Source organism: Nostoc sp. CALU 1950 (assembly GCF_051172895.1).
Classification (GTDB): domain Bacteria; phylum Cyanobacteriota; class Cyanobacteriia; order Cyanobacteriales; family Nostocaceae; genus Nostoc; species Nostoc edaphicum_A.
In genome coordinates this window covers 21,649-33,798 of record NZ_JBDNJQ010000002.1, presented here as the reverse complement: position 1 = coordinate 33,798, position 12,150 = coordinate 21,649, and the positions used below count along the sequence as shown (strand labels likewise).

The window sequence follows — 12,150 nt, the reverse complement described above, 5'->3', positions numbered from 1 at the left end:
ATGCGATCGCCGCGATGAATTAATTAAGCGATCGCCTTTATGGTTTATATACCTCACTGCGATGAGCAATCGCCACAACAAGTACCTGCACAACTTCATCGTCTATAGAATAAATGACCCTGTAATCCCCGATTCGGTAGCGATAGTAACCTGCATAATCTCCCTTCAGGGCTTTAATGTTGGGGTGCGATCGAGGAGTTTGTTCTAGCTGCTGCAAACATCGGGCAATTTTCTTAGCAAAAGCTTTGTCAGCATTGACATAAACTTCTTGGACATCGGGATGAAGAATAACTTCATACATCAGAGCGAAGAGTTCTCCAGGCGGTGTATTGGGCTTTAGGCGTTACTTGATTTTGCTTAACTCGCTCTAACAATCCAGGAATTGCCAAAAGTTCTTGGGTTGCAGCTTCGCTTTCAGCATTTGCCAAATAAGCAGCAAAATCAGTCAGCACCCGTAATCGCTCTGGAGATAGTTGCTGGAGTAAGTCATTAAGCTGTTGCTGTAACTCTGCGACAGAGATCAAATCTGCTGATGACCCATCATCCATCGGAGAATTATCGGTAGTATTCATTGCCTACTTCATAATTTCAAGGTTTAGTTTTTATTATGCATCAAATCTTCCAAGTGCTTTGGTTATCTTAGAAGAAACTGCGACAGAGGCGATCGCCCCCCTTGTAGAGACGGCGATTCATCGCGTCTTCCTCCTTCCCAACATTTACATACCGCAAATAATTCCGAGTTTTTTGGGTTGGCAATTACATCAATGCAAAGCAATAATTGCATAAATTTTTGTATCAATCAAAGATGTAATCATGAATCATTCCGATCCTCAACCAGAAAACAATAAACCCAAATACGAAGGTAAATATCGAATTGATTCAACACGTTTACCAGCATGGAGTTATGCTAGCAATGCCGGATATTTCATTACTATTTGCACCGACGGTAAAAAATGCTTTTTTGGTGAGGTTGTACAGGGTGAAATGCACATATCATCAATTGGAGAAATTGCTCAGAAATTGTGGTACGAGATTCCTAATCATTTTTCTAATTGCCAGATAGATTCATTTTGCGTCATGCCTAATCATATTCATGGGATTTTGGTTATTAATCAAATACGAGAAGAGGACGTGATGAATAATCAAACGCAAGAAGACGCGATGAATCGCGTCTCTACAAGTCAACGGGGGGATGGGCAACGGGGTGGGGTTACTGGGTTATTTAATCCGATGTTGTCTAAAAATTCTCTTTCTAAAATTGTTAGGTGGTACAAAGGACGATGTTCATTTGAAATTAATCAAATATATGAAGGTTTTGGATGGCAAGAAAGGTTTCATGACAACATAATTCGTAATGAATTCGCCCGCGATCGCATTAGACAATATATTATCAATAACCCAATCAATTGGGAACACGATCGCGAACAACCACCCCATCCCCCCTTGTAGAGACGCGATTCATCGCGTCTTCTTGCTAATTCATCGCTATTTACGCGTATAACGATGCTTAACCCCAATCGGAAAATATTCTGCATCCCCCATAGGCGCTAACGTAACTTGTGGTGTTTGATATTCTGCCGGAACATAATTAGCAAACTCGCTATTGAGACGTAGCAGTTGTGAAAGAATAGAAGATGCGATCGCAACTCTTTGATCTTCACTACACTCTACCCCTGCTCCTAACTCCACAACCACAGATAAAAATCGATTCTTATCTGCATCTTCCTTCACCTGCAACACAAATTTACCCGTCACCCATTCTTGAATTCCTGGTTGCTCTAATCCCACCGTCACATTTTCGGGATAGATATTTGCGCCAAAGTAGGAAACTGTAAAGTTAGAACGCCCAAAGACATAAACGAAAGGTAGCTGATGAATACCTCTAGGTGAGTGCTGAGTGCTGAGTGCTGAGTGCTGAGTGCTGAGTTCTGAATTTGGAGTGTTGGATTCTGAATTGTGACTCTCATTCTGTAACGCTGCAACAGCATTAAATCCCCATTCTGCTAAAAATTGCAGTATGGCATCATAACTAATTATCCCGCCAGTATCTAAAATGTCATAACGCACTAAGGGAATACCGTTATCTCCCGAAAACAGCAATCCGCCATCGTGAACTTCAAAAAAGCGATTGCAAGGATCATATTGTACTAGCGTGGGTAAACGCGATTCCCCAAATAAAGCTCTAGCTGCATCGGGATTTTCTGCCAAAAAACGACGAATGCAGATACTTAACGGTGTTTCATTACCCAAAACTCCCGCATCCGCAGTGCCGTAAAGTGATGCAAAATCATAGCAAGGATTTTGTGAACCAACTCTCTCGCCAACTAAACTCCGCCATTCTTCACTAAATACTTCTCCCGCCATCACTAATTTAATCTGATATTGCTGCCACTCCACACCACGAGCGATACCAGTATCAATCACATCTTTTAAAAATGGCGGGTATCCCAATAACACCACCTGTTCAAAAGCTGAACCTAATTCCTGCACAACTCGCAATATTTCTTCTTTATTGTTACCAGGAGTAATTACGGTGATGGGATAACCTTTGCTAGCAAGATAACGACAGCAATTAGTAGTAAACATCCCACCTACCCAAGTGCCCAAAGTGAAACAAATTACTGCTAGGGTACGTCTCGTATCTGCATAGAAACTATCGTGAAAAATCTGTTCAAAGCGTGTGGCGATTTGGAGTTCATCTGTGAAAAAACGAGGCCAAAATGTCGGTTTCCCACTGGAACCTGATGAAGCAGCTATCATGTCGCAACCTTGGAGTTGTCCGTTGCGGCACAAGTCAGCTAAGGGATAACGCAGTATATAATTTTGTTTAGCGATCGCTGGGAGTTTTTGAAACTCTTCCAAGGTTTGAATAGTTGCGGGATTAATTTCCCTTTCTGCTAAAAAAGCCTTGTAGGCTGGCACATTAGCCGCCACATCGTGAAATAAACTCAAAGCTGCCGAAGTTTGAGTGTTGAGATGCCGTTGCAGTAGCGTTTCTAGGGGGGTAGACAAAAAATCTTCAAATGCTTTAATTACCTGCTGCTGTCTTGATTTGTGGTTCATGACGCTTGTTGTTTATCCTGAAGTAAACCAACACCGTTAAACAGTGCTGAGTGCTGAGTAACTAGTGCTGAGTTAAAAAAACAATAATCGCACGGGCTAAACCCTAGCTATACGCTAACAGCATCAAACAAATGCTCCTAACCTTTGGTAGGATATCCGAAAATGAGGATAGGCGCGTTGTAGTTACTCAATAAAACCTTAATTTATCCTTGGGCACCATGCAGCTCTATTGCAGTAAACAACACACAAATAATGGTAGTAACCGCTTTTGTACCCATTGCGGTGAGCCATTACCTCTTGGTGTGGGACAGGTTGTGGATAATCGCTATCAAATTATCCGTCAATTAGGGCAGGGCGGCTTTGGACGCACCTATTTGGCTGAGGATATAAATAAATCCCATCAAACCTGTGTGTTGAAGGAATTTGCACCCCAAGTACAAGAACATCAAGATTTACAAAAAGCTAAAGAGTTATTTGAACGAGAAGCCAATGTTCTCAAAAAACTCCAGCATCCACAAATTCCGCGTTTTCACGCCTCGCTACAAGTGAAAATCGGTACTAAAGATTTTTTCTTTCTAGTACAAGATTACGTGGATGGTGATAATTATTACCAATTGTTAGAACAGCGGGAAACTCAAGGAAAAACCTTTAGTGAAGAGGAAGTAATCACTTTACTGCAACAGATTTTACCAGTGTTATCCTACATCCACTCACAAGATGTAGTTCACCGTGATATCTCTCCCGATAATTTAATTTGGCGGCGTTCTGATAATCTCCCGGTGCTGATTGATTTTGGTGGTGTTAAGCAATTGCCGGCTTCTCAAGGTTTTTGGCAGACTAAGCTAGCTGAAAATAATACTTTGCTAGGTAAAAAGGGCTACGCCCCAGAAGAACAGCTACGTCAGGGAAAAGCTTTTTTTAGTAGTGATTTATACTCTTTGGCGGTAACAACATTAGTGTTGCTCACAGGACAAGAACCGCAAAAATTATACGACAGCTATCAGGGAATTTGGGGATGGGGAAAACAAATCAGAGTTAGTCCTCAACTGGAAGCGGTGTTAAAAAAGATGCTGGCTTATAAACCTAGCGATCGCTACCAACGAGCCGAGCAAACCCTCAAAGATTTACCATCGTCAACTGCGATTAAATCCCCAGGTAATTATATTACTAGCAAAATCAATACAATGGTCGTTGCTCCAGGAAGACAACGCGCCAGTGCTGTTGTGAGTAGATTCCAGAGCAGAACGCAAGCCATTGCTAAACCAATGTCTTTACCTATTTGGATTCGCCCTTTTGTGATGAGTCTTGGTGGGACGGCTTTAGTTGTTTTAACTGGCGCGGGTGCTTGGGCGGTAGTAAATGCAGTCATTCGCAGCGTAACTTCAATTACCATTCCAACAATTTCCTTACCGGAAATTCCCCAGTTTCCAAATCCGATTGGTAAACCAGTCAGCGATAAAGGAAAAAACAGCAATCTCCAGGAAATTATCAGTCGTCGCCAAGAGCTAGAAATTTCTGAAGGATTTTTTATTCGCTCAGTAGATGATTTATTTTATACAAAAAAACCAGAATTAAAAGGACGTAGCCTGTCATCTAAACCTGAAGACGCTGGTTTACGAGATGAATGGTCTGGTATTGCTAATAATTTATTGAATAAACTAGAACAGGCTAACCTCAGTACCGCAGCTCGTCGGCAATTGGGTAACTATAGTCAAAAAGATTACGATACATGGAGAAGACAAGCGCGATCGGGGCAGTTTGGGAACTATACAATTGATCAGCTGACCAAAGACACAAATGAAAAATTTGATCGGTTGTTTCCTGATCAGCAGCGTGGAAAACTCAATCAACAGACTTTCGGTCAAATTTGGTATGCGATCGCAGCTGATCAAGTCAGTAAAGTACAATCTGGCAAGTAAGGGGACTGGGGACTGGGGACTGGAGAAGAGTTACTAATAACAAATGACAAATGACTAATAACTAATGACTAAAATATATTGTTCTAAAGGACATGAAAATACTCCAGGTAGTCGCTTTTGTCTCCAGTGTGGTGAAAATTTGTTGGATACGCCCATGAGTTATGGTATCCAACCAGGATTAACTTTAGGCGATCGCTATGTGATTGTACGTCAAATTGGCCAGGGTGGCTTTGGACGCACTTATTTAGCTGAAGATGTCAACCGTTTCCGCGAACTTTGTGTTTTAAAAGAATTCTCTCCCCAAGTTCAAACCGCTTACGTTGTCCAAAAAGCTGAAGAACTGTTTGAGAGGGAAGCGAGTGTTCTTTATAAACTGCAACATCCCCAAATTCCCCGCTTCCGGGAACTGCTGCGGATGAACTTAGGAGGCAAAGAATATCTGTTTTTGGTGCAAGATTATGTAGAAGGGGAAACTTACAACTCGTTGTTAGATGCTCGGATAAAGCAAGGTTTGCGCTTTACAGAAGTAGAAGTACGCCAATTATTGCAGCAAATTTTGCCAGTGTTGGAATACATCCACTCACTAGGAGTAATTCATCGAGATATTTCTCCAGATAATTTAATGCTTCGCACTGTTGACAAACTGCCAGTATTAATTGATTTTGGCGGTGTCAAACAAGTAGTAGCAGTAGTTGCTTCCCAATATTACCAACCCGGCGTAGTTGCATCTTCCCCATCACCAACCCTACTAGGTAAGATAGGATTTGCGCCTCCAGAACAGATGCAAACTGGGCTAGTATCTCCCCACAGCGACTTGTATGCTTTAGCAGCAACCATGTTGGTTTTACTGACAGGGAAACAACCTCAAGAATTAATTGATACCTACACTCTTAGTTGGCAGTGGCGACGGGAAGTAAGCCTGAGTCAAACTTTGGCAGAGGTATTAGATAAAATGCTATCTGCTAGACCAAGCGATCGCTATCAATCAGCCCGTCAAGTACTCCAAGCTATCAACTCGCCCCCAGCTAACTTTCCCCCAACTCAATACCCCACACCACCACAACCACAAGCCACATCCGCCACCGTCGCCGTCTCTCCACCTCCCCCATCCCCCTCATCCTCCCCATCCTCCCCATCTCCTCAACCCACAAGCTGGTGGACACCAACAAAAATCTTCCTTGTGGCGGCGTTAGTCGTTGGTAGTGTTGGATTAATTTCGTGGGGATTGAATAGCAGGCGAGATGTCGGTGAAGTCGAACCTACACCTACAGCCAGTCCAATTCCAACCAGTGAACAACCAACCGATCCCTTAGCGCAATATTCACCAGCAGAACGGGAACGCAAAGAAAAATTAAGCGATCGCCGTCAACAGTTGGGTATTAGTTCTAACTTCTACGTGAATTTGGTGAATCAAGTTTTTTGGGATAGAAATCCCAGTTTGCGAGGACGTACTCTCAGCAATGGCCCTGAAGATGAAGGTTTGCGGGCAGAATGGGATAAAACAGCTTCAGAATTGCTGGAAAAACTTGCACCATTGAGTTCCAATACACGACGACAGTTGGGAACTTACACAACTGCTGAACGCGATCGCTGGAAAGTGGAAGTCAATAAAATTAACGTTGGTAGTCGTTCTTTGTATGATTTAGGAGATGCGGTTTTCTTACGTGTATTCCCTGAGCAGCGGGGTAAAAATTTCCAAGAGCAGCCGATTGGACAAGTTTGGTACGGATTTGTTAGCGATAAACTCAGTGCTATTCTCGCCGGTAGTGCTTTCCAGAAAATTGTCTTTGATCCGGGGGCTACTGGTAAAACAGTCAGTGGTACTCTCCAACCTGGTGGTGGTAAAGTATTCATTGCTGAACTTGCCAAAGACCAATCTCTAGACTTGAACCTACAAGCAAATTCCCAAGTTTTGTTATCAGTCTATTCACCCTCTGGCAAAATTCGATTTTTAGAAGATTCTACCCAGCGTAGTTTGTCAATTAAATTACCAGAAAACGGATTTTACGAGTTTGTCGTGGTTTCCACAGCATCGAAACCAGTAGATTATAAACTCAGTATTACAGCAGAAAATCCCACCCCTCCCCCATCGCCAACACCAACGCCCACGGAAACACCAACGCCTACAGAAACACCCACAGAAACTCCCACACCCACAGAAACACCTACACCAACTCCCACAGAAACCTCCACACCTGAACCGACACCGACACCGACACAGGAGACAACGCCCTAGTACCGCAAGGCGGAATTAAAAATTAAAAATTAAAAATTAAAACAGCGTAAAGGTTTTGTTGATTGAGAATGGGTGGTTTATTTCCGCCGTGCTGTACTAGTTGTCTTCGATTTCAAAAGTTTGTAGTAGTTGATTGACTTTTTTGGTTGATTATTTTGTCCTGGTATCACAGACTTGATTGCGAGATTGATGGTAGTTTATTTTTGCACAAACTCCTTGATCCCAATCGCAATACAAACTATGACACTCAATTTATATTTACTGCGACATGGAGAAACTACTTTTAGTCAAAGTGGTAATTTCTGCGGTGAAACTGATGCAGAGTTGACTTCTGAAGGGATGCAGATGGCAAAGAGTTTTGCCGATGTTTATCAAAAATTGAAGTGGGAGGCTGTTTATGTCAGCCCGATGAAGCGCGCAATTGCAACTGCCAAGCCATTTTGTGATGCTATCGGTATGGATATGCAGTTGCGTGACGGACTTAGAGAAGGTAGTTACGGCGAATGGGAAGCTAAGAGTAAATCGTTTGCCCAAGAGAATTACGCAGAAAACTATGTAAAATGGTTGACAGAACCCGCTTGGAATGCACCCAAAGGTGGAGAAACTGCGGTAGATATTGCTAACCGTTCTATGCCTGTAATTGCTGAAATTCAAGAAAAATATCCCCACGGTAATGTTTTAGTAGTTTCCCATAAAGCCACGATTCGGATTACGCTTTGCAGTTTACTGGGAATTGATTTGGGACGCTATCGCTATCGGGTGAATATCTTGGTTGCGTCGGTAAGTATGGTTAAATTTGACGTTCATGGGCCTTTGTTAGAAATATTAGGCGATCGACATCATATACCCGATCATATTCGCTCTCGTCCGGGAACATAATAGTCCCTACTAGGTATTGAACCGAGATGCGCGACGTGAAAGTTGTGAAAATTTGCGTTGTCCAGATCCCCGACTTCTTTAAGAAGTCGGGGATCTAATTTTTCACGAATGATTTAGGACTGCTATAAAAACCTTTTTAACCCACCTTCCGCACCCTAAACTGTCACAAATCAAAAAAGGCCGTCAAAGTAGTACGCCAGAACTAAAGATAATTCAAGGGCGAGGAAGATTAATAAGAATAAGTAGCATTAATCTGGGGATTGGGGGATAAAGTGAAGTTTTGTAAAAAAGACAAAAGAAAGGGAAACGTCAAGATTCAGAAAATTAATTGATAACAGAAAAAGAAATGGTTTAATCACAACAGAAGTTGTGGAGAATTATGTTGTGATTAAACCACAAGAAATGGAAATTCAAAACATAGACCATCTAGGAATAGTAGCAGGGATAATAGACGAGATAGGAGTAGTAGAAATAATCAATGAATTAATTGGTAAGGAAAAAGGAGAAAAAGTCAGTCCTGGTCATGTTGTGAAAGCAATGATATTGAACGGGTTAGGATTTGTATCTCAACCTTTATATATGTTCCCCAAATATTTTGAAACAATAGCCTGTGAACATTTAATAGGAGCCGGAGTAAAACCAGAATATCTCAACGACGATAAACTGGGGAGAGTCATGGATAAACTATTTATAAAAGGGCTAGATACAATATTTTTTATTATAGTCCAGAAAGAATTGAGTCTTTGGCAATGATTATGGGTTTATGTCTGCTGGTTTATACCTTGGCTCAACGTCAAATCAGAGCCGCACTCAAAGATGCTCAATCAACGATTAAGAATCAGTTGGGCAAATCGACTAACCGCCCCACTTTACGTTGGATATTTCAATGCTTTCAGTCTATTCATTTAGTTGAAATTAACCAGGGAAAATACATCTCTAATTGGACTCAGGAAAGAGATTTTATCCTAAATCTTTTGCCAGATAGTTGTTTATTTTATTATCAATTAGCCCCATAATTCTTATCTCTATTAATTTAATTTCTGCCGGATAATTAGCTAATCTCTTTGATTAATAGCTCTATTTCACCATGTCAATAATTTATGTTTTAACTTCATTCTATTAGTTTCATTTATGCTCTGAGCCTTTAACATCTTCATTTATTTATCTTAGACTTTCTCTCAATGCTACCAGTGCTTATTGCTCCTTATTGATAATTAGTTTTGATGCCATTTTTTTCTGATTCATGATGGCTCATATCTTTTTTTAACTTCAAATGTCTGTTTTTATTCTTTCTTGACTTTTCTCTCTCCGTAATTTCACTTTGTGACAGTTAAGGGTGCGGAAGATAGGTTTTAAATAAAGGTTTCAGAATTTGTGTTGCCGAAAGAAAGTGACGAAAGAGGGATAGTTAATTAGTGTAGATAGGAAATTTGTGTAGTAGTATATTGCCTAAAAAATTTGGCAAAGTATATTAAATATTGAAGGAACTACTAATCAAAGTCTGTCGGTAAATCTGGTTGGCGATAATGTTGAAAAAGTCGCGTGATTTGCGCTGGTGTCACACGTCCAATAGAAAGTTCTGGTAACCCATCTTCAGGAAAAAAACCTACATCTTCAGTTTCAATACTTGATGATGGAGAACCGCCAATGAGTTCACAGTGAAAAAACAGTTTGTAGACATAAAACGGTAATGGTGGATGTCCCTGTTTGTTTCTGTCATAGACTCCTAAAAGTTTAATAGCGCGTGCTTGATATCCAGATTCTTCATATACTTCTTTCACAACTACCTGACTGGGCGACTCACCAACATCAGCCCATCCACCAGGTAAACTCCAGCACCCGTCTACTCTTTCCTTGACTAACAATATAGTGTCATCACGGAAAATAGCTGCCCGCACGTCAACTTTGGGAGTTGCATATCCTATTTCACGGCTAAATAAATCGAGGATATAGCTGTGTTCTACATTTGAGTAAGTCGCCATAATTTCTGTGGCGATCGCTCGTAATTGTTTGTAACGTTCAATATCAAACACGCCCTCAGAATAAGTTAACCCATTTTGAGCGATCGCTTGTAACTTTTGCGTCCATTCCAGCCATTTAGGTTGCATATATTTTTCTCATGTAGTGGCTTAGGTATTGGGTACTGGGAATTGGGAATTGGAAAATAGTATTTTTAATCTTATTCCCCAGTCCCTAGTCCCTAGTCCCCAATTCCTAATTACGCATCATCTAAAGCTGCAATTCCAGGCAATACCTTACCTTCAAGTAACTCCAAGCTAGCGCCGCCGCCGGTGGAGATGTGGCTCATTTGATCGGCTAAACCAACCTTTTCCACAGCCGCTACTGAGTCACCGCCGCCAATGATGGTGGTTGTGCCAGTTTTACCGATTTCGGCGAGGGTATGAGCGATCGCTTCCGTACCTGCTGCAAACTTATCAAACTCAAACACACCCATTGGCCCGTTCCAAATTACCGTTTTGGTATCTGCAAGGGCTTCTTGGAAAAATTTCACCGAGTCTGGCCCAATATCCAAACCCATCCAACCATCGGGGATATTCTCAATGCTAACGGTTTGAGAATTGGCATCTGGGGCAAAGTTATCTGCCAATACCACATCTGTAGGAAGCAATAAAGCAACACCACGTTCTTTAGCCTTAGCTTCCAAAGACTTCGCTAGTTCCAGCTTGTCTTCTTCCACCAACGACTTACCAACATTCAAACCACGGGCTTTGTAGAAGGTGAAAATCATCCCACCGCCGATGATCAGCTTGTCGCACTTCTCCAGCAGTGTTTCAATTACGCCAATTTTGCTGGAAACTTTGGAACCACCAATAATTGCCGCTAAAGGACGTTGGGGATTTTCAATGGCGTTTTGCAGATATTGCAATTCCTTCTCAACCAAATATCCAGCCACAGAAGGACTGAGGAATTTAGTCACACCTTCTGTAGAAGCATGGGCGCGGTGTGCAGTACCAAAAGCATCATTTACATAAAAATCAGCATTAGCTGCCAATTTTTTCGCAAATTCTGGGTCGTTCTTTTCTTCTTCTTTGTAAAAACGGACATTTTCTAGTAACAGCACTTGGCCATTTTGCAAAGCGCCAACTTTAGCTGCAACTTCATCGCCAATAGAGTCATCAGTTTTAATGACTTCTTGCCCCAGTAACTCAGACAGACGCTTGGCAACGGGAGTTAGGCGTAATTTGTCATCCACACCCTTGGGACGGCCAAAATGGCTGGCGAGAATGACCTTAGCTCCCTTCTGCGTCAAATCTTGGATGGTTGGTAGAGCGGCGCGAATGCGAGTATCGTCGGTAATGTTGCCTTGATCGTCCACAGGCACGTTAAAATCAACCCGCACTAAGGCACGTTTCCCAGAGATATCAGCCGAAGATAAACTTGCTAAACTTTTTTTGGACACACCAAACTCTCCTGATTGCCTTTTTGTTATTGTTTTGAAAGTAGAACCATCAAGATTTTACCGGAGTCAGGGGTACCCAAGTGACAGATATATTTAAGACAGTACTATTTCCTATTGATCAAAGTCGGGAAACGCGGGAAGCTGCTGACGTTGTTACCAACGTAGTTAAAAAGTACAGCAGTCGCTTGGTGCTGCTGTCTGTGGTAGAAGAACCACCTCCAGATGCGCCTAGTGCCGATCCGATGGTGTCGCCAGAGGTAGTTGCTAAACTGCTAGAAAATGCCCAATCTTTATTTTCTGGGCAAGGAATTCAATCTGAAATCCTGGAAAGGCAAGGCAAACCAGCTTTTACTATCTGCGATGTTGCTGATGAAATCGGGGCAGATTTAATTATCATGGGCTGTCGGGGGCTAGGCTTGACTGAAGAGGGAGCGGATGATAGTGTTACCACCCGCGTGATTAACCTTTCTCCTTGCCCAGTGCTGATTGTGCCTTAGAAGTGTGTTGCGGAATACTAGTTGTAGTGCGATCGCTAATAAAAAATTCTGCGGTTTTTGCAAAAAGGCGGCTGGGGTAAGGTTGTCCTAGATTTAGTGATGCTAAATATGGGCATCTAGTTTTAGCCTTAACCG

General features: G+C 42.0%; 12 protein-coding genes and 1 pseudogene. 8 read left to right on the top strand and 5 right to left on the bottom strand.

The window, feature by feature from the left end:
- Positions 1–37 precede the first annotated feature (37 nt).
- Together ABF638_RS00825 and ABF638_RS00820 are read right to left on the bottom strand one after the other, a co-directional pair.
- The gene (locus tag ABF638_RS00825; RefSeq protein WP_190959222.1) at positions 38–301 is read right to left on the bottom strand and encodes a type II toxin-antitoxin system RelE family toxin; all 264 of its coding nucleotides are present in this window, start codon (positions 299–301) and stop codon (positions 38–40) included.
- Positions 294–572 carry a hypothetical protein gene (locus ABF638_RS00820; protein ID WP_069074722.1) on the bottom strand — a complete coding sequence of 93 codons (279 nt, stop codon included), beginning with the start codon at positions 570–572 and terminating at the stop codon, positions 294–296. The genes ABF638_RS00825 and ABF638_RS00820 overlap by 8 nt, the downstream gene beginning before the upstream one ends.
- A gap of 58 nt (positions 573–630) precedes the next feature.
- On the opposite strand from ABF638_RS00820, the gene ABF638_RS00815 reads away from it, so the two are divergent.
- Positions 631–786, top strand: coding sequence for a hypothetical protein (locus ABF638_RS00815; RefSeq protein ID WP_435019375.1), 156 nt, complete (start codon positions 631–633; stop codon positions 784–786).
- Between the two features lie 27 nt (positions 787–813).
- Positions 814–1,449 (top strand): transposase, encoded by a 636-nt coding sequence (locus tag ABF638_RS00810; RefSeq protein WP_435019373.1) that lies wholly within the window; start codon positions 814–816, stop codon positions 1,447–1,449.
- A 36-nt stretch (positions 1,450–1,485) separates the two neighbouring features.
- Here ABF638_RS00810 and ABF638_RS00805 read toward each other — a convergent pair whose 3' ends face one another.
- The gene (locus ABF638_RS00805) at positions 1,486–3,063 is read right to left on the bottom strand and encodes a phenylacetate--CoA ligase family protein (protein WP_435019371.1); all 1,578 of its coding nucleotides are present in this window, start codon (positions 3,061–3,063) and stop codon (positions 1,486–1,488) included.
- Between the two features lie 218 nt (positions 3,064–3,281).
- Here ABF638_RS00805 and ABF638_RS00800 point away from each other — a divergent pair, with 218 nt between their 5' ends.
- The 5 genes and pseudogenes from ABF638_RS00800 (at position 3,282) to ABF638_RS00780 (ending at position 9,113) form a co-directional block, all read left to right on the top strand.
- On the top strand, positions 3,282–4,982 hold the full coding sequence (locus tag ABF638_RS00800) for a protein kinase domain-containing protein (RefSeq protein WP_435019369.1): 1,701 nt from the start codon (positions 3,282–3,284) through the stop codon (positions 4,980–4,982).
- A gap of 64 nt (positions 4,983–5,046) precedes the next feature.
- On the top strand, positions 5,047–7,218 hold the full coding sequence (locus ABF638_RS00795; protein ID WP_435019367.1) for a protein kinase domain-containing protein: 2,172 nt from the start codon (positions 5,047–5,049) through the stop codon (positions 7,216–7,218).
- Between the two features lie 240 nt (positions 7,219–7,458).
- Positions 7,459–8,097 (top strand): histidine phosphatase family protein, encoded by a 639-nt coding sequence (locus tag ABF638_RS00790; RefSeq protein ID WP_435019365.1) that lies wholly within the window; start codon positions 7,459–7,461, stop codon positions 8,095–8,097.
- 384 nt (positions 8,098–8,481) lie between these two features.
- Positions 8,482–8,820, top strand: a pseudogene (locus ABF638_RS00785) (DUF4277 domain-containing protein); the annotation flags it as partial.
- 20 nt (positions 8,821–8,840) lie between these two features.
- On the top strand, positions 8,841–9,113 hold the full coding sequence (locus ABF638_RS00780) for a hypothetical protein (RefSeq protein WP_435019363.1): 273 nt from the start codon (positions 8,841–8,843) through the stop codon (positions 9,111–9,113).
- A 474-nt stretch (positions 9,114–9,587) separates the two neighbouring features.
- Here ABF638_RS00780 and ABF638_RS00775 read toward each other — a convergent pair whose 3' ends face one another.
- Both ABF638_RS00775 and ABF638_RS00770 read right to left on the bottom strand, forming a co-directional pair.
- Entirely contained in the window at positions 9,588–10,205 is a 618-nt protein-coding gene (locus ABF638_RS00775; RefSeq protein ID WP_435019361.1) for an NUDIX hydrolase, read from the bottom strand.
- 110 nt (positions 10,206–10,315) lie between these two features.
- Positions 10,316–11,518, bottom strand: coding sequence for a phosphoglycerate kinase (locus tag ABF638_RS00770; RefSeq protein WP_193948422.1), 1,203 nt, complete (start codon positions 11,516–11,518; stop codon positions 10,316–10,318).
- Between the two features lie 89 nt (positions 11,519–11,607).
- Here ABF638_RS00770 and ABF638_RS00765 point away from each other — a divergent pair, with 89 nt between their 5' ends.
- A complete protein-coding gene (locus ABF638_RS00765; protein ID WP_179069103.1) occupies positions 11,608–12,015 on the top strand; it encodes a universal stress protein in 408 nt (135 codons plus the stop codon).
- Positions 12,016–12,150 lie beyond the last annotated feature (135 nt).

What these genes read in the sequence shown, in the direction of transcription:
- ABF638_RS00810 (WP_435019373.1), top strand. Translation starts at nt 814, where the DNA reads ATGAATCATTCCGATCCTCAACCAGAAAACAATAAACCCAAATACGAA.
- ABF638_RS00800 (WP_435019369.1), top strand. Translation starts at nt 3,282, where the DNA reads ATGCAGCTCTATTGCAGTAAACAACACACAAATAATGGTAGTAACCGC.
- ABF638_RS00820 (WP_069074722.1), bottom strand. Translation starts at nt 572, where the DNA reads ATGAATACTACCGATAATTCTCCGATGGATGATGGGTCATCAGCAGAT.
- ABF638_RS00795 (WP_435019367.1), top strand. Translation starts at nt 5,047, where the DNA reads ATGACTAAAATATATTGTTCTAAAGGACATGAAAATACTCCAGGTAGT.
- ABF638_RS00790 (WP_435019365.1), top strand. Translation starts at nt 7,459, where the DNA reads ATGACACTCAATTTATATTTACTGCGACATGGAGAAACTACTTTTAGT.
- ABF638_RS00825 (WP_190959222.1), bottom strand. Translation starts at nt 301, where the DNA reads ATGTATGAAGTTATTCTTCATCCCGATGTCCAAGAAGTTTATGTCAAT.
- ABF638_RS00775 (WP_435019361.1), bottom strand. Translation starts at nt 10,205, where the DNA reads ATGCAACCTAAATGGCTGGAATGGACGCAAAAGTTACAAGCGATCGCT.
- ABF638_RS00805 (WP_435019371.1), bottom strand. Translation starts at nt 3,063, where the DNA reads ATGAACCACAAATCAAGACAGCAGCAGGTAATTAAAGCATTTGAAGAT.